We start from the raw sequence: 505 nt of genomic DNA on the forward strand, positions 1-505 counted from the left end.
TCCCGGGCCAGCAGGGCGGGCCGCTGGAGCACGTGATCGCGGGCAAGGCCGTGGCGTTCAAGATCGCCGCGTCCGAGGAGTTCCGGGAGCGCCAGCAGCGGGTCCTGGCCGGTGCCAGGATCCTCGCGGACCGGCTGGTCCAGCCGGATGTGACCGCGAAGGGGATCAGCGTGATCTCCGGCGGCACCGATGTGCACCTGGTCCTGGTGGACCTGCGCGACTGCGAGCTGAACGGGCAGGAAGCCGAGGACCGCCTCGCGGCCATCGACATCACGGTCAACCGCAACGCCGTCCCGTTCGACCCGCGCCCGCCGATGGTGACCTCCGGGCTGCGGATCGGCACCCCGGCGCTGGCGACCCGCGGCTTCGGCGAGGCGGCCTTCGCCGAGGTCGCGGACATCATCGCCGAGGCCCTGACCGCCGACGCCGGCGCGGACCTCTCCGGCCTGCGCACCCGGGTGGAGGCCCTCGCCGCCGCCCACCCGCTCTACCCTGCCCTATAGCC

1 pseudogene is annotated in these 505 nt (G+C 73.9%); it reads left to right on the forward strand.

The features are described 5' to 3' along the window. Positions 1-503: pseudogene (locus tag AC1D2F_RS23950) on the forward strand (serine hydroxymethyltransferase); the annotation flags it as partial. Between the last annotated feature and the right edge of the window lie 2 nt (positions 504-505).

The organism is Arthrobacter sp. P1_B3 (genome assembly GCF_056406615.1).